General features: G+C 64.7%; 16 protein-coding genes and 4 pseudogenes. 15 read left to right on the forward strand and 5 right to left on the reverse strand.

Annotation, left to right across the window (positions count from 1 at the left end; all coding sequences use genetic code 11):
* A pseudogene (locus RHBS_RS03815) lies at window positions 1-250 on the forward strand (pyridine nucleotide-disulfide oxidoreductase); the annotation flags it as partial.
* Here RHBS_RS03815 and RHBS_RS03820 read toward each other — a convergent pair.
* Both RHBS_RS03820 and RHBS_RS03825 read right to left on the reverse strand, forming a co-directional pair.
* Window positions 247-1,068 carry a uroporphyrinogen-III synthase gene (locus RHBS_RS03820; protein ID WP_128644871.1) on the reverse strand — a complete coding sequence of 274 codons (822 nt, stop codon included), beginning with the start codon at window positions 1,066-1,068 and terminating at the stop codon, window positions 247-249. The pseudogene RHBS_RS03815 and the gene RHBS_RS03820 overlap by 4 nt on opposite strands.
* 96 nt (window positions 1,069-1,164) lie before the next feature.
* Window positions 1,165-2,013: an aldo/keto reductase gene (locus RHBS_RS03825; RefSeq protein ID WP_128644872.1), complete on the reverse strand. Its 849-nt coding sequence runs from the start codon at window positions 2,011-2,013 to the stop codon at window positions 1,165-1,167.
* 59 nt (window positions 2,014-2,072) lie between these two features.
* Between RHBS_RS03825 and RHBS_RS03830 the strand changes: the two are divergent.
* Window positions 2,073-3,703: pseudogene (locus tag RHBS_RS03830) on the forward strand (ABC-F family ATP-binding cassette domain-containing protein).
* Between the two features lie 63 nt (window positions 3,704-3,766).
* On the opposite strand, the gene RHBS_RS03835 reads toward RHBS_RS03830, so the two are convergent.
* Window positions 3,767-4,597 (reverse strand): alpha/beta fold hydrolase, encoded by an 831-nt coding sequence (locus RHBS_RS03835; protein ID WP_121870726.1) that lies wholly within the window; start codon window positions 4,595-4,597, stop codon window positions 3,767-3,769.
* Between the two features lie 81 nt (window positions 4,598-4,678).
* On the opposite strand from RHBS_RS03835, the gene RHBS_RS03840 reads away from it, so the two are divergent.
* The 6 genes and pseudogenes from RHBS_RS03840 (at window position 4,679) to RHBS_RS03865 (ending at window position 9,630) form a co-directional block, all read left to right on the forward strand.
* Window positions 4,679-5,134, forward strand: coding sequence for a MarR family winged helix-turn-helix transcriptional regulator (locus tag RHBS_RS03840; protein WP_121872639.1), 456 nt, complete (start codon window positions 4,679-4,681; stop codon window positions 5,132-5,134).
* A gap of 64 nt (window positions 5,135-5,198) precedes the next feature.
* On the forward strand, window positions 5,199-5,471 hold the full coding sequence (locus RHBS_RS03845) for a helix-turn-helix transcriptional regulator (protein WP_032372936.1): 273 nt from the start codon (window positions 5,199-5,201) through the stop codon (window positions 5,469-5,471).
* On the forward strand, window positions 5,468-6,040 hold the full coding sequence (locus RHBS_RS03850) for a hypothetical protein (protein ID WP_121870727.1): 573 nt from the start codon (window positions 5,468-5,470) through the stop codon (window positions 6,038-6,040). The genes RHBS_RS03845 and RHBS_RS03850 overlap by 4 nt, the downstream gene beginning before the upstream one ends.
* Window positions 6,037-6,931 (forward strand): annotated as a pseudogene (locus RHBS_RS03855) (ABC transporter ATP-binding protein). The gene RHBS_RS03850 and the pseudogene RHBS_RS03855 overlap by 4 nt, the downstream one beginning before the upstream one ends.
* Window positions 6,928-8,127, forward strand: coding sequence for an ABC transporter permease (locus tag RHBS_RS03860; RefSeq protein WP_121870729.1), 1,200 nt, complete (start codon window positions 6,928-6,930; stop codon window positions 8,125-8,127). The pseudogene RHBS_RS03855 and the gene RHBS_RS03860 overlap by 4 nt, the downstream one beginning before the upstream one ends.
* 9 nt (window positions 8,128-8,136) lie before the next feature.
* Window positions 8,137-9,630: a carboxyl transferase domain-containing protein gene (locus tag RHBS_RS03865; protein ID WP_121870730.1), complete on the forward strand. Its 1,494-nt coding sequence runs from the start codon at window positions 8,137-8,139 to the stop codon at window positions 9,628-9,630.
* Window positions 9,631-9,649: 19 nt separating this feature from the next.
* Here the strand turns inward: RHBS_RS03865 and RHBS_RS03870 are convergent, their stop codons facing one another.
* Entirely contained in the window at window positions 9,650-10,048 is a 399-nt protein-coding gene (locus RHBS_RS03870; protein WP_121870731.1) for a hypothetical protein, read from the reverse strand.
* Between the two features lie 118 nt (window positions 10,049-10,166).
* Here RHBS_RS03870 and RHBS_RS03875 point away from each other — a divergent pair, with 118 nt between their 5' ends.
* The 6 genes and pseudogenes from RHBS_RS03875 (at window position 10,167) to RHBS_RS03900 (ending at window position 16,123) form a co-directional block, all read left to right on the forward strand.
* Complete coding sequence (locus tag RHBS_RS03875; protein ID WP_237668989.1) at window positions 10,167-10,838, forward strand: methyltransferase domain-containing protein; 672 nt, start codon at window positions 10,167-10,169, stop codon at window positions 10,836-10,838.
* Entirely contained in the window at window positions 10,835-11,437 is a 603-nt protein-coding gene (locus tag RHBS_RS03880; RefSeq protein ID WP_183130478.1) for a TetR/AcrR family transcriptional regulator, read from the forward strand. The genes RHBS_RS03875 and RHBS_RS03880 overlap by 4 nt, the downstream gene beginning before the upstream one ends.
* Before the next feature lie 100 nt (window positions 11,438-11,537).
* Window positions 11,538-12,785 (forward strand): annotated as a pseudogene (locus RHBS_RS03885) (molybdopterin-dependent oxidoreductase).
* Complete coding sequence (locus RHBS_RS03890) at window positions 12,782-13,279, forward strand: hypothetical protein (protein WP_121870733.1); 498 nt, start codon at window positions 12,782-12,784, stop codon at window positions 13,277-13,279. Before RHBS_RS03885 ends, RHBS_RS03890 begins: the two are co-directional and overlap by 4 nt.
* 10 nt (window positions 13,280-13,289) lie before the next feature.
* Window positions 13,290-15,146, forward strand: a complete 1,857-nt coding sequence (locus RHBS_RS03895) for a propionyl-CoA synthetase (RefSeq protein ID WP_121870734.1) — start codon at window positions 13,290-13,292, stop codon at window positions 15,144-15,146.
* A 74-nt stretch (window positions 15,147-15,220) separates the two neighbouring features.
* A complete protein-coding gene (locus tag RHBS_RS03900) occupies window positions 15,221-16,123 on the forward strand; it encodes a DMT family transporter (protein WP_121872642.1) in 903 nt (300 codons plus the stop codon).
* Window positions 16,124-16,159: 36 nt separating this feature from the next.
* On the opposite strand, the gene RHBS_RS03905 is transcribed toward RHBS_RS03900, so the two are convergent.
* Window positions 16,160-17,488, reverse strand: a complete 1,329-nt coding sequence (locus RHBS_RS03905; protein ID WP_121872643.1) for a deoxyribodipyrimidine photo-lyase — start codon at window positions 17,486-17,488, stop codon at window positions 16,160-16,162.
* A 140-nt stretch (window positions 17,489-17,628) separates the two neighbouring features.
* On the opposite strand from RHBS_RS03905, the gene RHBS_RS03910 reads away from it, so the two are divergent.
* Window positions 17,629-17,835, forward strand: coding sequence for a hypothetical protein (locus RHBS_RS03910; RefSeq protein ID WP_032395828.1), 207 nt, complete (start codon window positions 17,629-17,631; stop codon window positions 17,833-17,835).
* Window positions 17,836-17,839 lie beyond the last annotated feature (4 nt).

Genomic DNA, 17,839 nt, shown 5'->3' on the forward strand with positions numbered 1-17,839 from the left:
GGAGGACGGGTCGAGTCAGCATGCCGATGTGATCCTGTGGGCCACCGGTTTTCGCAGCGCCCTCGACCACCTCGCGCCGCTGCGCCTGCGCGGGCACGGCGGCGGAATCGTCATGGATGGCCGGCTCACCACCCGGGTGGCCGCGAACCATCGCGTGCACCTGCTGGGCTACGGGCCGTCTGCCAGCACGATCGGGGCGAACCGAGCCGGGCGAGCCGCGGTGACGGAACTGCTGGAGACTCTGGGTTAACCGAGCTGCTCGGCCACGAACTTCGCCAGCGCACCCAGTCGCGCCCGGCTCGGCATGGAGGTCGGAACACCCAACGCATCCAACGGCGCCGACGTCACCGGCCCGACGCAGATCGCGGCGACAGGGCCCCGAAGTGCGTCGAGGAAAGCGTCGAGCAGGCCGTTGTCCTTCGCGGTCGACAGCAGAGATGCCACCGCGGGGGCGCTGGTGAACGTGACTGCATCCACGCGACGGTCGATGATCTGCCCCAACAGGTCGATCAGCGGAGCCTGATCCACCGGGCGGATCCACCGATACACCGGAACCGGCCGCACGTGTGCCCCGAGTTCGCTCAGTGCGTCGTTGAGATGGATCGTCGGTTCCCACTCGGTGATCACCCCGTGCAGCTGAACCGCGATGTCCACCCCGGCAACACCTTCGGCCTCGAGATGATCGGAGACTTCCTGGGAGGCCTCGGTGGCCGGCGACCACTCGTCCCGCAGCCCCGCACCGCGAATGGCACCGCGTGCCTTGGGCCCTCGGGCGATGATTCGCGAATGCGCAAGGGCGGCAACGAGATCATCACGAATACCCCAGTCGGCGGCCGCGTCGAGCCAGCCCCGAAAACCGATACCGGTGCTGATCACCACGATCTGCGGCGGTCGTTCGACGATGCCCTCGGTGGCCGACCTCAACTCGGAATCGTCGATCAGGGGCAGAACGTGAATCGCCGCGGCGTGAACGATGTTCGCGCCGCGGCGTTCGAGCATGGTGGCCAATTCGTCTGCACGCCGCTCGGCGGTGAGGGCAACGGTCTTGCCGTCGAGCGAATCGGACATGGGTACAGACTAGGCCCCCGATGTGCGTGGGATAGGAGTGCAGCCTGCGGAACGACCAGGAAACACTTCGTAGCCCGCTACGAAGTTCCGCTCACATCAGCTGCTGAACTTGTCCGGGTCCGGGCCGGTGCGGCCGTCTGCGGAGTCCAGCGCGTTGATCTGCTGAATTTCGTCGTTGCTGAGCTCGAAGCCGAACACGTCGAAGTTGCTGGCGATGCGCTTCGGGGTCACCGACTTGGGGATCACCACGTTGCCGAGCTGGATGTGCCAGCGCAGGATGACCTGGGCCGGGGTGACACCGTGTGCGTCGGCGATCTTCGCGAACACCGGCTCGTCGAGGATGGTGCCCGATCCCAGTGGGCTCCAGGCCTCGGTGGCGATGCCCTTCGAGGTGTGGAATGCGCGCAGCTCTTCCTGGATCAGCCGCGGATGCAGCTCGATCTGGTTGACCGACGGCGTCTCGCCGACGGCGTCGATCAGCTTCTCCAAGGTGGGGATGGTGAAGTTGGAGACACCGATGGAACCGATGCGGCCGTCTGCCTCGAGCTTCTGAAACGCCTTGAAGGTGTCGATGTACTTGTCGCGGTCGAGCTGCTGCCAGTGAATGAGGTACAGGTCGAGGTACTCGAGTCCGAGGCGATCCATGCTGGCGTCGAATGCCTTCAAGGTGGAGTCGTAGCCCTGGTCGTCGTTCCACAGCTTGGTGGTCACGAACAGCTCGTCACGGGCGATGCCAGATTCTGCGATGGCCCGGCCGGTGCCGGTTTCGTTCTCGTACACCTTGGCGGTGTCGATGCTGCGGTAGCCGACCTTCAATGCCTCGGTCACTGCGGCCTGGGCACCGTCGTCGGGCACCTGCCACACACCGAACCCCAGCTGGGGAATGGACGTGCCGTCGTTGAGCACGATGGTCGGGACAGTACTGGTCTCGGCTGAATACGTCATACGAATGGCAACGGGCGGCACGGTGAATCTGTTCCCATCCCGCCAGAGATACTTGTTCGGTGACTGCCACGCTTCGTATCGATGATCTCGCCGCTTTTCACGGCGATCGAACCCTGTTCTCCGGCCTCGATCTGACGGTGGCCGAGGGTGATGTGATCGGGCTGGTCGGGGCCAACGGTGCGGGCAAATCGACCTTGTTGACGCTGCTCGCGGGGGTCGGAACGGCCGATCACGAAGGTGAGATCTACACCAGCCCGCCCGACGCGACCGTCGGCTATCTGGCTCAGGAGCCCGAGCGCATCGTCGGGGAGACCGTGCTGGACTTCCTCGGTCGACGCACCGGGGTCACGGCGGCAGAATCTGCGATGAACGCCGCCGCCGAGGCTCTCGGTTCGAGTGACGAGGACCTGTACACCCCGGCACTGGAGCGATGGCTGGCGCTCGGCGGCGCGGATCTGGCGGAGCGAACGGCGAAGGTGCTGGCGGACCTCGGTCTCGAGGTGGACGGATCTGCACTGATGACGGACCTGTCGGGCGGGCAGGCGGCCCGAGCCGGGCTCGCCGCGATTCTGCTCGCTCGCTACGACATCCTGCTGCTCGACGAGCCCACCAACGATCTCGACCTGGCAGGCCTCGAACAGCTCGAGCAGTTCGTCGTCGCCACACGGGCCGCCATCGTCGTCGTCAGTCACGATCGAGAGTTTCTGGCGCGAACGGTGACGGGTGTCGTCGAGCTCGATCGGGCGCAGCGGCGCATCGATGTGTACGACGGCAGCTATCAGTCGTATCTGGCGGAGCGGGAAATCGCGCGCCAGCATGCCAGGGAGAAGTACGACGAGTTCGCAGACACCAAGTCCGCGTTGGAGTCTCGGGCGCAGATGCAGCGGAACTGGATGGAGTCGGGGGTACGTAATGCGCGACGCAAGGCCACCGACAACGACAAGATCGCCCGCAAGACGCGCGCCGAATCGACCGAGAAGCAGGCCGCGAAAGCCCGTCAGACACAGCGCCGCATCGAGCGCCTCGAGGTGGTGGAAGAGCCCCGCAAGGAGTGGGAACTGCGGATGGAGATCGCCGCGGCTCCCCGTAGCGGCACCGTCGTCTCGGTGTTGGACGGTGCTCTCGTACGGCGATCCGGGTTCACGTTCGGCCCGGTGACGACGCAGATCGACTGGGGCGATCGAATTCTGATCACGGGGCCAAACGGCTCCGGCAAGACGACGTTGCTGTCGGTTCTGCTGGGCAGGCTCAGCCCGGACGAGGGCACGGCCTCTCTCGGTTCCGGAGTCGCCGTCGGTGAAATCGACCAGGCGCGAGCATATTTCGTCGGCGAGGGCACAGTGTCCGACGCCTCAGTGCCGCAGTCCCTGAGTGGCCGGACGCCGAAGTCCGCACCCTGCTGGCCAAGTTCGGTCTACGCGGCGACGATGCACTGCGGCCTGCATCCTCCCTCTCGCCCGGTGAACGAACCCGAGCGGCACTCGCACTGCTGCAGGCCCGCGGAGTCAATCTGCTGGTGCTCGACGAGCCGACCAACCACCTCGACCTACCTGCCATCGAACAACTCGAACGCGCGATGGAGAACTTCGAGGGCACACTGCTGCTGGTGACCCACGACCGCAGAATGCTCGACACGGTCCGCAGCACTCGCCACTGGACCATGGCCGACGGACAGCTGTCGGAACTGTAGTCGCGGGGTCGAAATCGGGTGCAGCTGACCGCGGTCAGCGCGGTCAGCTGCACCCGATTCATCTCAACTAAGCAGAATTTCGTTCACCTCGGCGGCGGGATTCATCGGCAGCCCGTGGTGCGTGGCGTTCTCGAGTATCACCGTCCTCGCACTCGGCAGAACGGCATGCACAGCCGCTTCGATGCCAGCGGCGTTGTGCACCTTCCCCTTCCCGGCCAGGACCACGGTGGTGTGCACATCGAAGTTCTCGAACGCAGCAGGCTTCGGCCGCTTCGGAACGATGGTCTTCGCCGTCGGGAAATGTGCGGCACCGAGCGCGAGCACGTCGAGCCAGTCGGAATCCAAAGCCAGGCCATCGGTCTCCCACGCTACGAAGCGCCGCTGCCGTTTCGCGTTGGGAGCGAGCAGGATCGGCAGGGCATGCAGCAGGTACCGCGGACTCATGGAGCCGAAGCAGGCGTTGGGATCGAGCAAGGTGAGCGCGTCGACGCGGCTTTCGTTGCGCAGGGCGTAGGCCAGAGCGATCATTGCGCCGTAGGAATGTCCGCAGAGCGCCGCGGTGGGCTGATCGAGCTCATCCAGCACCGCCGTCAACCAATTCAGCAGCTCGTCCACCGAGTCGATGGACTGTTTGCCTGGAACGCTGCGCCCGACGTCGCCCATGAGGTCGACCGCGTACACCCGATATCGCTGCGAGAGCGCCGCAACGTTGGCGAACCACACGGTCGACGTCGCACCGGCCCCGGGCAACAGGACCAGAGCCGGGCCGTCGACGGGTCCGCAGGCGTTGATTCGTGTGGTGCCGTGCACCGTATTCACGTCGATGGCCTGGGTATCAGCCGGCCACTGCTGCAGCACTCGGTCGTAGGCGGAGAAGAATTTTTCCAGCGTCACTGCAACCCTCTATTCTCTCGATGGTCGAGATAATAGACAATGGAGAGACTTCTCGTCCAGCATCTCCCGAGGGATCAGCACATGACCGAACCTGTCGCCGCCGTGCATCAGCTGCGAGCACTGACCGTCGAGCTCGATCTCCTCGGCGCAGACTTCGCCCAGAAGCACTCACTTCACCCGACAGACATCCGCGCGCTGATCTGCCTACTGGATGCGGACCGAGCCGGGACGCGCGCCACACCCGGCTGGCTCGGCGGACAGCTGGGCCTGGAATCCGCGTCGGTCACCGCCCTGGTCGATCGAATAGCCAAGCGCAAGTTGGTATCACGTGAATCCGACCCAGCCGATCGCCGGAGAGTCCTGCTACGTGTCACCGCACATGCAGCCGAACTCGGCACGAGCTTCTTCGGCCCCGTCATCGGTCGGGCCGTCGACGAACTCGCACGCTTCACACCCGAGCAGCGGGCGACGATCGACGAGTTTCTGACGACCATGCGCGCCATCGTCGCCGACGCCCGGGAGCAACAGGAAACGTAGCCGGCTCAAGCAATCCGTTATTACCCGTTGACAGATCGTTGGGTTTATACAACACTTCATTGTCATGAGCCCAGTCAAGCGCGGTACCGCGCTCCCGATCTTCAACAGGGTGGGTGTTCTGCGGGCAGAACGAAAGATGAGCCGCGCGCAACTGGCCGAACTCGTCGAAGTGAATCCCCAGACAGTGGGCGCCCTCGAACGAGGCGACCACTACCCGAGCCTCGACCTCGCGATGCGCATCTGCGACGTCTTCGATCTGCCGATCGAAGCAGTGTTCTCGCGCACCGAACTCGGACCACTCTCGGCCGAACTCTTCCGAAGGGAGAAGGATCGATGAACACGCCCAGCTCCGACATCCTCACCCGCTACCAGGCGCATCGCACGCGGCGCTTCATGGAGAACGACGCGAAAACCCGTCACTGGCTTCCGAATTGGCGCACGCAGAAACGTCGACGCATACTCGCAGTCTTGCTGATGGCGTCCTTGCTCACCCTGTTGGTGATTGCGGTTTGGTCACTGTTCTCCAGGTGGGCACCGATCGCATGGATCCCGGCCACCGTGCTGTTTCTCGTCACGTGGACGATGCTGCAAACAGTGTCCCGTCGCCACAGCGATGCACCGGTGGGCGCACTCGACGAATGGGAAGTGCAGCAGCGCAACGAAGCACGCTCGATCGGCCTCACGGTCAGCCAGGCGCTGGTGATGGTGGCAATCCTGGTCCTGATCGTGCTGTCGGGAGCGTACGACAACGAGAACCTCGCTTACGCCGGAGGTTTGTGGACTCTCGCTGCGCTGCTGGCCGGCGGGTGCGCACCCGCAGTCATTCTCGCCTGGATCACTCCCGACCCCGAACTCGAAGACACCGAAGATTTCGATCCCGAAACAGAGACCGAAAGGGCACCATGAGCACCCTCACGATCGACTCCGTCTCCAAGAGGTACGGCGACAAGATCGCCCTCGACAACCTCAGCTTCGACGTCCGCCCGGGCGAGCTGTTCGGCTTCGTCGGCAGCAACGGCGCGGGCAAGACCACCACGATGCGCATCGCGCTGGGAGTCCTGTCGGCAGATTCCGGCCAGGTTCTGTTGGGCGGCAAGCCCGTCGACCTCGACGTCCGTCGCACCATCGGCTACATGCCCGAGGAGCGCGGCCTCTACCCCAAGATGAAAGTCGGTCCGCAACTTGCGTACATGGCCGAGCTGCACGGCCTGTCGTCCAAGGACGCGAAGGCAGCCGTGATCCGCTGGACCGAACGTCTCGGTATCGATCAGCGCGTCAACGACACCGTCGACGCACTGAGCCTGGGCAACCAGCAGCGCGTGCAGTTGGCGGCCGCGCTGGTGCACGACCCCGCAGTTCTGGTTCTGGACGAGCCGTTCTCCGGACTCGACCCGATTGCCGTCGACGTGATGAGCGAGGTACTGCGCGAAAAGGCCGCTGCCGGAGTGCCGGTGGTGTTCTCGAGCCACCAGCTCGATCTGGTGCAACGCCTGTGCGACCGCGTCGGCATCATCGCCGCCGGCTCGATGAAGGCCGTCGGGACGGTCGACGAGCTACGCGGTTCGGGAGATGCGCAACTACGCGTCCATGCACCGAACGCTGCCCCCGGATGGGCGTCGGGCATCGCCGGGGGTGAGCACGCTCGGCCACAGTGACGGCGTCACCGTCCTGGGCTTGGCACCCGGGGCCGACGATCAGGAGATCCTGCGGGCCGCACTGGCAACCGGTCCGGTACACGAATTCTCCATCCAGAAACCTTCCCTGAGCGACCTGTTCCGAGAGGCGGTAGTGGCATGAGCTCCCAACTGAACTCCTTCAGCGCAGTGTCCTTGATAGCCAAGCGCGAGTTCACCGTTCAGGTGATGAAGAAGAGCTTCGTCATCAGCAACGTGATCATCCTGGCCGTCATCGTCGGCGGCATCATCGCGTTCTCGATCTTCTCCGGCAGCGGTGACGAAGAGCGTGACGTCGTCGGCATCGCCGGAGACCAGTCCATAGCGGCCGTCGTGGAAGCGACCGGCGACGCCGTCGGGTCTCCGGTCGAGGTGCGCGAGATCGCCGACGCGGCGGCCGCACGCAGCGGCGTCGAATCGGGAGATCTCGACGTGGCGTTGGTTCCGGACGGAACCGACGGTGCTTACACCGCCGTCACCGAGTCCGACCTGACCGGCACGTTGCGCGCCGTCGTCGAAGGCAGTGTTGCAACGCAGGCAACCAATCTCGCACTGGCGCAACAGGGTGTCGATCAGAACGAGCTCGGGGTAGCGACAAGTGCCGCAAGAGTCACCGTCGACGCTATCGATCCGCCGGATCCCGAGGCCGGCCAGAGGACAGCTCTGGCGTTGTCCGCAGTGTTCCTGCTCTACGCCCAGATCATCGGCTTCGGCATGTACGTCGCGATGGGCGTCGTCGAAGAAAAGTCGTCTCGCGTGGTCGAACTGCTGCTCTCCACCGTCCGCCCCCTGCAGTTGCTCTGGGGAAAGATCCTCGGTATCGGCGCGGTCGGCATCCTGCAGCTTGCCTTGTACGGAATAGCCGGTGTGGGTGCAGGATTGGGCACAGGCGTCCTCACCGTCACCGGTGCCGCCGTCAGTGTCTTCGCTGCCACGTTGGCCTGGTTCATCTTGGGCTTTGCCTTCTTCGCGGTGCTCTACGCGGCGGGCGGCTCGATGGTCTCGCGGCAGGAGGACGTCAACTCGACCACCATGCCGCTACTCATCCTGATCATGGCGATGTTCTTCGCGGCCTTCTATTCCGTCAGTGATCCGGAGAGCACCCTCGCCAACACTCTGAGCTGGATTCCTCCGTTCTCCGCGATCATGATGCCGCTGCGTATCGCGGCCGGGGTCACCTCGCCAGTGCAGATCGTCGGCTCGGCAGTCCTGATGGTCATCACCACAGCAATCCTGGCCATGGGCGCGGCGAAGATCTACCAGCGTTCCATTCTTCGGATCGGCAAGACCGTCTCGTGGAAGGAAGCGTTTGCTCGCTAGGGTTCTTCCATGAACCCACGGACGTCCGCCGCCGAGATTCTCGATTCCGTTCTCGACGGCGGATCGTTCGTGTCCTGGGACGCCACGCCGGTGGACGTCAATCCTGGGGAGTCCTATCTGAGGGACCTGACCAAGGCTCGGGAGAAGAGCGGCGTCGACGAGTCGGTGCTGACGGGCGAGGGCACCATCGAGGGTCGACGCGTGGTGATCATCGCCTGCGAGTTCGCCTTTCTCGCCGGATCGATCGGCGTTGCCGCGGCCGAGCGCATCACCTCCGCGATCGAACGCGCCACGGCCGAGAAGCTGCCGCTGATCGCCTCCCCCACCTCCGGCGGCACGCGTATGCAGGAGGGAACGTTGGCCTTCGTGCAGATGGTCAAGATCGCCTCGGCCGTCACAGCGCACAAGGCGGCGCACCTGCCGTACCTGGTGTACCTCCGCAATCCGACCACCGGCGGCGTGTTCGCATCCTGGGGATCGCTCGCTCACGTCACGGTCGCCGAACCCGGAGCCCTCATCGGGTTCCTCGGACCACGCGTCTATCAGGCGTTGTACGACAAGCCATTTCCCGAGGGCGTCCAGACCGCCGAGAACCTCTACCAGCACGGCGTGATCGACGGTGTGGTGCCGGTCGATCAACTGCGCCACTTGCTGGTTCGCGCGCTTCGAGTGATAGTCGACGCCACCGTGTGGCCCGATCTCACGGTCGATGAGTCGACCGAGATACCGGAGCAGTCGGCGTGGCATTCGGTGCAGTCGTCGCGTCGCGCGGATCGCCCCGGAATTCGGCAACTCATCGAACACGCTGCCAGCGAGCACGTTCCACTCAGCGGCACCGGTCAGGGCGAGGCCGACACGTCGATTCTGTTGTCGCTGTGCCGAATCCGAGGGATCTCCTGTGTCCTGTTCGGCAACGACCGAAGCAGCAGCACCGCCACCGCCACCATGGGTCCGGCAGCATTGCGAGAGGCACGACGCGGCATGCGCCTGGCCGAGGAACTTCGCATCCCGCTGGTGCTGGTGATCGACACCTTCGGCGCTGCGCTGTCCAAAGAAGCCGAGGAGGGCGGTCTGGCACCCGAGATCGCGCGCTCGATCTCCGACCTGGTGACCATCGATACCCCGACGGTGTCGGTGCTGCTCGGCCAGGGCACCGGCGGAGGAGCGCTCGCACTGCTGCCAGCCGATCGCGTGCTGTGTGCCCAGAATGCCTGGCTCGCACCGCTTCCGCCCGAGGGTGCCAGTGCCATCGTGCACCGGGACACCGCTCACGCGCCGGATATGGCCGAGGCGCAAGGCATCCGCTCGGTCGACCTGCTGCGCGACGGCATCGTCGACGCGATCGTCCCCGAACTCCCCGACGCCGCCGACGAGCCGGCCGCATTTTCCGGTCGCATCGCCGATGCCATTGTCCGAGAATTACACGCGCTGTCGACCGTCGACGCTGCCAGCAGGACGCGGTCCAGACTCGGCCGCTACCGAAAGCTGGGAGTCACGTCGTGAGCGGAACCTCGACCCCCCACTACGAGTTTTCGTGCACCTGCGAGGTCACGAGCGCCAGCACATCACCGGCACGCAGGTCGGCCGGCAACTCGACCGGACTCACGCAACTGCGCCCTGGGCTGTGCACATCGACCTTGACCACAGCACCCACCGAATGCCGATTGACCACCACAGCCTGCAGCAGATCTGCGAACTCGGCGTCGACGCCCACCTCGCCCGCGATCACCGAACGCACCCGAGTGACCAGAATCGAGCCCCACTGCACCGGAGTGCCCTGCGCATCGGCCAGATCCTCCAGCGCGACGCCGTCGACGGTGATGCGGCCGCAGACGCAGTGCGTCTCTGCAGGCCAGAGCGCTGGATCGCACCGCGAAACGTATGCGGCACCGAGGGACGGAAGCATGTCGAGAAGTGTCATGAGAAGTAGTCTTGCGTCGCGCGGAGGCGTCGGGCAGAGGTGTTGACGCAATCTTGACGGCAATGCATCGAAAATTGATGCCAAGCCGCACCCTGTACTCGCTGGTACATTCGACCGGGTGATTGCAGACGACGTCTATCGACGCGGCCGAGCAGGCCTACCCTCGTGGATCTCCGACTACGACGGCCGCCGCACCGAACTGCCGATCGCGCGCTGGATGGGCGGAACCCATTCGACGGTCGAAGACATCCGAGCGGACGAAGCCTCCATTGCCTTCTGCACCGGCCCCACCCTCGATCTCGGCTGTGGACCAGGGCGTTTGACCGAAGCGCTCACCCGAGCCGGCGTTCCCGCACTGGGGGTCGACACGTCCTCGGTAGCCGTGGAGATGACCAACCATCGCGGCGGGCTCGCGATGCAGCGCGACATCTTCTCTGCGATACCGGGTGCAGGCCAGTGGTCCCACGTACTACTCGCGGACGGGAACATCGGCATCGGCGGCGATCCTGCCGCACTGTTGACGACCGTACGAAGACTGCTGCACGAGAGCGGGACCGCCATCGTGGAAGTCGAGCCCACGTCCGAGGTGGACGATCGGAACCGAATGGTTCGATGGGAGACCGGCGATTCGGTGGGCGAATGGTTCACTTGGGCCAGCGTCGGCGCGAGTGCGCTGTACGCGCTGGCGGTGACTGCGGGCCTTCGAGTCCGCCGAACAATCGAGTCGAACGGCCGAGTGTTCACCGAACTCGCTGTTCACAGCATCGACCGAGGAGCCGAGGACCCGTGAGCAAGGAGCTGCCGAGAACGGCCAAGGGCAGGCGAACCAGAGCTGCGATCGTCGACGCCGCAGCATCGATGATGTACGACCACGGTGTAGCGGGAACCACTCTCGACGACGTCCTCGCTGCCTCCGAGACCGGGAAGTCGCAGCTGTACCACTACTTTTCCGACAAGTCGGACCTGGTCGAGGCCGTTATCGCACGTCAGCTCGAGCGCGTCCTCGCCGCCCAGCCACGCCTGGCCCATATCGACAGCCTCGACGACATCGACGCCTGGGCCGCTGAGATCGTTCGAAATCACGAACAACCAGGTGGGCCGTTCTCGTGTCCCCTCGGCTCACTTGCTGCAGAACTGAAGAACGATGCAGCGTTCGTTCCCAGCCTTCATGCCGCGTTCCGGCGCTGGGAGCAACCGCTGGAGCAGGGACTTCGGCGCATGATCGACCGAGGCGAACTCGACGTCGCGACCGATCCGGCCGCCGCGGCCGCCACCTTGATCGCCTCACTGCAAGGCGGCATGCTGATCGCCCGCATCGCGGGCGATGTGCGACCGCTGCGCGACACGCTGGACGCAGCAGTTGCCACATTGCGTAGGCGCGCAACCTGAGAACCGGCGCCGGACGAACCCTGGCGGAAGGACCCCCGGTGCGCTAACCTCGAACTCACAGTTTGTACTACTGGGTACAAAGTTGGAGACGGGAACCAGAATGCAACGAATTCCCACGTTCCGAAGCCCGATCCGCGGCGTCTGGTTCACGTCGGTCCTCGCATCCGTCCTGCTCGTCGTTCTGCCGATCGTGACGATCACCGGATTCATTTCCTGGGCCGCCTACGGTCCTTAGTTCGGCCAGGCCATGCCGGGCGACGTCGGGTGGCTACGGATACCGGCGTTCGACTGGCCGACAGAACCCGCCTGGCTCTACCGGCTCACCCAGGGCCTCCATGTGGGACTCGGGCTCGTCATGGTGCCGATAGTGCTGGCCAAGCTGTGGTCGGTGATTCCAAAGCTGATCGAGATGCCACCGGTACGCAGTGTTGCGCACCTGCTCGAGCGGCTGTCGTTGCTGGCGTTGGTCGGCGGCATTCTCTTCGAGATCATCACCGGTGTGCTGAACATTCAGTACGACTACATCTTCGGATTCAGTTTCTACACCGCGCACTACTGGGGAGCCTGGGTGTTCGTCGCCGGCTTCGTCGCCCACGTGGTGCTGAAATTTCCGACAATGGTGACGGCGCTCCGAACCCGACCGTTCCTGGAACTGATGCGCATCAAGGTGGCCGACACGGTGCCCGACGCCGACGATGAATCAGGCCTTGCTGCAACCGATGCCGCTCCGGCGACGATCAGCAGACGCGGAGCCCTCACTCTGGTGGGCGGCAGCGCGTTGTTCGTCGCAGTCCTCAGCGTCGGGCAGACCACGGGCGGACCACTGCGAGGGGCGGCACTCCTGCTCCCCCGAGGGCGTTCGTACGGCGACGGACCCAACGACTTCCAGATCAACCGCACCGCGCAGTCCGCGGGCGTCACCGAGGCGATGACGTCGGATGCGTGGCGGCTGACCGTGATGGCCGGCGGTACCGAGGTAGTACTCAGTCGAGCTCAACTCGAGCAGATGAACCTGCATACCGTCGAACTCCCGATCTCCTGCGTCGAAGGCTGGTCGACGGTACAGACGTGGACCGGTGTTCCGCTGCGCGATTTGGCAGTGCTCGTGGGCATCGATACCGCCGATACCGGTGAGGTGCGCTCGCTCGAACCCGTCGGGTCGTTCAACCGAGTCACCTTCGGGGGACACCAGATGATGCATCCCGATTCGCTTCTCGCACTGAAGGTGAACGGGGCCGACCTGTCCCTCGATCATGGCTATCCCGCTCGGATCATGATGCCGGCGATACCCGGAGTGCATGCCACCAAATGGATCGAATCCGTCGAATTCTTCGGGGAGGGAGCATGAGTACGTTTCGGGCGAGGTACGGCGCAGGCCCGATGCATCTCGCGGTCACGGCCTTCTGTCTCGCCCTGTCCGGCGCGGTGGTCCTGACGATCGGCTTTCCGGCCCTGTGGAACACCGACGCGTGGTGGCAGTCCATCGGGCTCTGGTTCGTCGGCGCGGCCGTAGTTCACGATGCGATCCTGTTTCCGCTGTACGCCGTGCTCGACAGAACTCTGGTTGCTCGACTCGGCAGGTTCGTCAACGCGGTTCGCATCCCTGCGCTCGGTGCGGGACTGAGCCTGCTGCTCTTCGCACCGGGGATCTTCGCCCACGGGAGCGAGACGTACGAGGCCGCCACGGGTCAGACGCAAGAGCCGTACGCGATGCGATGGCTGCTGTTGGTGGCTGGCATGTTCGCGGCCAGCGCGGCGTTCTACGGCGGCCGCGAAATACTCCGGACGCTACGCACGCGCCCCGTTGTCGATAACCCGAAACGGCAGCACGCGCCCAACTAGGCTCGGTGACATGAGTGGCGAGTATCTGCAGGCCTTCGACGACAGTGTCGACAACCGTGAGCAGTTCTGGCTCGATGCCGCGGCAGGAGTCGACTGGGACACGCCTCCCACCACCGCGTTCGACGGCTCGCAGTGGTTTCCCGGGGCCCGACTGAACACCTGTTTCAACGCACTCGACCGACACGTCGACGCCGGGCTCGGCGATCGGACCGCGCTGATCTACGACTCGGCGATGCTCGGAGTCACCCGCAGCTACACGTACGCCGAACTGCTCGATCAGGTCGCTCGTTTCGCCGGGGTGCTCAGCTTCAACGGCGTCTCCTCAGGCGACCGCGTGGTGATCTACCTACCGATGATTCCCGAGGCCGTCATCGCCATGCTCGCGTGCGCCAGGCTCGGCGCAGTGCACTCGGTGGTATTCGGCGGTTTCGCGGCCAAGGAGCTCGCGGCGAGAATCGACGACGCCGAGCCGGTCCTGCTGATCACCGCCAGCGGCGGGTTCGAGCCGGGCCGCGTCATCGAATACCTCCCCTTGGTGAAGCGGGCTCTGACGCTGACGACAGCGAAACAACCCGCAGTGATCGTGAAAACCCGCGACGGCGTCCCCGGCAGCCACGACTGGCTGGACTGGGACACCCTCATCGCCGACGCCACCGCAGCCCAACCGGTTTCGGTGCAGGCAACGGATCCGCTGTACATCCTCTACACCTCGGGCACGACCGGAAAGCCCAAGGGTGTGGTGCGTGACAACGGCGGTCATGCCGTCGCGTTGACGTGGTCGATGCGCAACATCTACGACGTGGGTGCCGGTCAGGTGATGTGGACGGCGTCCGATGTCGGCTGGGTCGTCGGGCACTCGTACATCGTCTACGGACCGCTGTTCGCAGGTGCCACAACGGTTCTCTACGAGGGCAAGCCCGTCGGAACTCCCGATGCGGGCGCATTCTGGCGGGTGATCCAGGATCACGGCGTCCGCGCGTTGTTCACCGCGCCGACGGCATTGCGTGCCATCCGCAAGGTGGACCCGCACGCCGCCGAGCTCGATAAGTACGACGTGAAGTCCCTGCAGACACTGTTCGTCGCGGGTGAGCGCCTCGATCCCGATACCTACGAGTGGATTTCGCGAACACTGGACCGCCCCGTGGTCGATCACTGGTGGCAAACCGAAACCGGCTGGGCTATCTGCGCCAATCTTCGCGGCCTCGAACCACTTCCGATCAAATCGGGATCGCCGACGGTACCGGTTCCCGGGTTCCAGGTCGGCATCCTCGACGCCTCGGGCAACCCGGTCGAGGCCGGCACCGAGGGCAACATCGTCGTGAAGCTGCCACTGCCACCGGGGGCCCTGGTGGGACTGTGGCACGACGAATCACGTTTCCAGCGTTCGTATCTGGACACCTTCCCGGGCTACTACCTGACCGGAGATTCCGGGTACATCGACGCCGATGGCTACGTCTACGTCCTCGGCCGCAGCGACGACGTCATCAACGTGGCCGGACACCGCCTCTCCACCGGATCGATGGAGGCGGTACTGGCCGGTCACCCCGCGGTTGCCGAATGCGCAGTCATCGGGATCCACGACGACCTCAAGGGCCAGCGCCCCAGCGGCTACGTGGTGCTCAAGGCCGGGGAGACCATCACCGAGGAGCAGCTGCGTACCGAACTGGTGGCCATGGTGCGCGATCAGATCGGCGCACTCGCGACGTTCCGCGACGTGACGATCGTCGGCGCGCTGCCGAAGACCCGCTCGGGGAAGATCCTACGGAAGACGATGCGGCAGATCGTCGCCGGTGAGGAATACGGCGTGCCGTCGACCATCGAGGATCCGGCGGTACTCGATGCGCTGGAGAAGTTGCTCGGCAGGTAGCGAGACGCTAATTCGAGCAACGATGGCCGAAATCCGCGCGCCAGGGGTCGTTCGCGCGCGATAGCGTCGTGCTCATGACAGATCTCGACACACGTCCAGCCGTCGATTGGCTTGCGCTCGGAGCCGTCACCATCACGGTGATCTCGTGGGCATCGGCATTCGTGGCCATCCGTGGTGTCGGCGAATCCTTCGGGGCAGGCCCGCTCGCGCTCGGCCGGTTGCTGATCGGATCTGTGGCACTCGGCGCGATAGTTCTGGCCAAAAGACAATGGGTCAAGCCCAACCGCACGCAGTGGCTGCAGATCGTCAGTATCGGCGTGTTCTGGTTCGGCATCTACAACGTCGCCCTCAATGCCGCCGAGCAACGCGTCGATGCCGGTACGACGTCGATGATCATTCAGATCGGTCCGATTCTGGTCGCATTGTTCGCGGGTCTGCTTCTGGGCGAAGGCTTCCCGAGGGGGCTGGTGATCGGCGCAGGTATCGCGTTCGCCGGAGCGGTCATGGTAGGCGTCGTCACGGCGGTGACCACCACGTCCACGACCAAGACCGACGCCGACTTCCTCGGCATCGCACTGTGTCTGGTATCCGCGGTGACCTACGCGATCGGGGTGCTCAGCCAGAAGCCCGTGCTGCGCACCATCCCCGGACTTCAGGTCACGTGGATGGCATGCACCATCGGCGTGGTCTGCACGCTGCCGTTCGCACCGGCTCTGCTCGACGACCTCGGGTCCGCTTCTGCCGGTGCCACAGGCGGATTGATCTACCTCGGTCTCGTCCCGACTGCACTGGCCTTCAGCACCTGGGCCTACGCGTTGACGCGAATGAACGCGGGCAAGCTCGGGATCACCACGTACGCGGTCCCACCGATCACGATCGTTCTGGCCTGGCTGCTGCTGGGCGAGGTTCCGCACTACCTCGCCGTGGTCGGCGGAGTGATCTGCCTGGTGGGAGTCGGGTTGTCCCGCAGAAGATAGGGGTCACTCCGCAGGCTCCGTTCGAGCGTTGAGCTCTTACAAGGCCTTGAACCGCGCGATCGCCACTTCCCGCTCGTGCTTGTGGTCGACGATCGGCTCCGGGTACTCCTTGGGCCGGCCGAACTTCAACGTGTGCACGGCTTTTCCTTCTTCACCGCGTAGTTCCGGCACCCAACGCCGCACGTACTCGCCGGTGGGATCGAATTTCTCGCCCTGGGTGATGGGATTGAACACTCGGAAGTACGGCGACGCGTCGGTCCCCGTTCCCGCGGTCCACTGCCAGCCGTGCTGATTGCTGGCCAGATCTCCGTCCACGAGATGCTGCATGAAGTATCGCGCGCCCCGCCACCACGGCAGATGCAGATCCTTGACCAGGAACGACGCGACAATCATCCGGACCCGATTGTGCATCCACTTCTCGGAGTTCAGCTGCCGCATACCGGCATCGACGATCGGGAAGCCCGTCTCCCCCTTGCACCAGGCGTCGAACAACTCGTCGGCATGCTTGCCCGAGTCCAGTTCGATCGCATCGAACTTCTTGACGTAGTTCTCACGCGCACTGTCGGGACGCTGAAAGAGGATGTCGCCGTAGAAGTCTCGCCAGCAGATCTGTCGGCGATACGACGCCGCGCCCTCGTTGCGGAGCTTTCCCAGGTCGGCCAACATCGTTCGCGGGTGAATGGTGCCGTACTTCAGATGTACCGACATCCGACTCGTCGAGTCGAGGTCGGGACGGTTGCGTTCGTCGTCGTACGCAGAAACCTCGTCGAGGAACTCCTTCCACTGCTTCGAGGCGGCCGCCTCACCCGCTGCCGCGTCGGACGCCTCATTCTCGGAGGGAATCTTCACGCGCCGAACGCCTTTCACCTCGTCCGGGTCGATCCAGTCGGCGGAGTCGGCCGAGGTGTCCGCTGGACCGCGCCACCCGTGTTCCATCCACTGGCGTGAGTACGGCGTGAACACCTTGTACGGTTCCCCGTCGTTCTTGACGATCCGCCCGGGGGCGACCGCATACGGTGACCCGGTCTCGACCAGGGTCACCTTCTCGCCCACCCGCTTGTCTCGCTCGCGCCCGTACGGGCCGTAGTCGGCACTGATGTGTACGTCCTCGGCCCCGATCGCCTTCGCCACCTTCGGGACCACCGTCTCGGGGTCACCGTGCACGACCATCAGCCGTCCGCCGAGTTGCTCGTCGAGAGCTTCGAGCGAGCGGAACAGGAAGTCCTTACGCGGCCCGCCGGACGGCTTCAGCAGACGGTCGTCGAGCACGAAGAGCCCGAGCACCGGATCTCCCGACTCGGCAGCGGCGGTGATTGTGGGCAGATCCCCCAGACGGAGATCACGGCGAAACCAGACGATCGACATGCTTCCAGTCTTACCCACCCCCGCTCCGAGCAATCCCCGCCCTTGACCGTTCGATTCTCAGAGAACCGCCAACGACGACTCACCAAGGCCGCAACAACGACCTCTACCTTGGGTTATACCGAACAGACAAGGAGAACATCATGACGAACACCCGCCCCTTCCCCGGTGCCCTCTCCCTGATCGACAGCACCTGCACGTTCGAGAAGTACTACGAGCAGCTCTACGCCAAGGCACCCGCTCTCGCCTGGTCACTCGACGCCGACACCGGCCGCCGCAGTGCCCTCGAGGACTTCTTCGCCAAGACGCCCGAGGAACGCCGCACCACCGTCGACAGCTGGGTTGCATAGCATT

It is taken from the genome of Rhodococcus sp. BS-15 (genome assembly GCF_000813105.1).
Taxonomy (GTDB): Bacteria; Actinomycetota; Actinomycetes; order Mycobacteriales; family Mycobacteriaceae; genus Rhodococcoides.